Origin of the sequence: Streptosporangium jomthongense (genome assembly GCF_042650425.1) — a bacterium.
Lineage (GTDB): Bacteria > Actinomycetota > Actinomycetes > Streptosporangiales > Streptosporangiaceae > Streptosporangium.
On sequence record NZ_JBHSBC010000074.1, the window covers coordinates 1 to 610 of the forward strand.

At 71.1% G+C, this 610-nt stretch carries 1 protein-coding gene; it reads right to left on the minus strand.

Going from position 1 to position 610, the window contains the following annotated elements:
* Positions 1-610, minus strand: a 610-nt coding sequence (locus ACFOYY_RS42440; RefSeq protein WP_386197195.1) for an IS701 family transposase, incomplete at both ends; no start/stop codon positions are given.

Below are 610 nucleotides of genomic sequence, written 5' to 3' on the forward strand. Positions count from 1 at the left end.
CGGTGACCAGCGTGACGTGCCGGTGCCAGCCGTTCCAGGACCGGCCCTCGAAGTGGTCCAGTCCCAAGCCGGTCTTCAGTTCCCGGTAGTCGTGCTCGATGCGCCAGCGGATCTTGGCCAGGGTGACCAGGTCGGCCGGCGGAGTGTTTGCGGGCAGGTTCGACAGCCAGTACGCGGTCGGCTCTGGGGCGTTTCGGGGCCACTCGGCAATCACGTGGCTGAGCGGCAGTGACCCGTCGGTGGCCAGGCGGGGCCGGCGCCCGGCGATGCGGGCCGGCACAATCACGAACTCCGACCGCAGGCATCCCTTGGAGCCGGTGCGCCAGGTCAGCGCGCGGGCGGCCGGGCGTCCGGCGGCCAGGACGTGCTCGCGCAGGCTGAGAGGCCGGGTGCGATAGCGCGCCTTGGGACGCGGTCCCAGACCCGAGTAAGCGGGTGTGTGCGGAGCAGCGTCAGCCGCATGTGCGGTGACGGCGCCTTTGACCTGCACCACATAGCCCAGGTGCCGCTCGGCCAGCGCGGCGCGTAACGCCGCGTTGTCGCCGTAGGCGGCATCGGCCACTACCACCGGCGGGCTCAGTCCCTGCCCGGTGAGCTCATCAAGCATCTC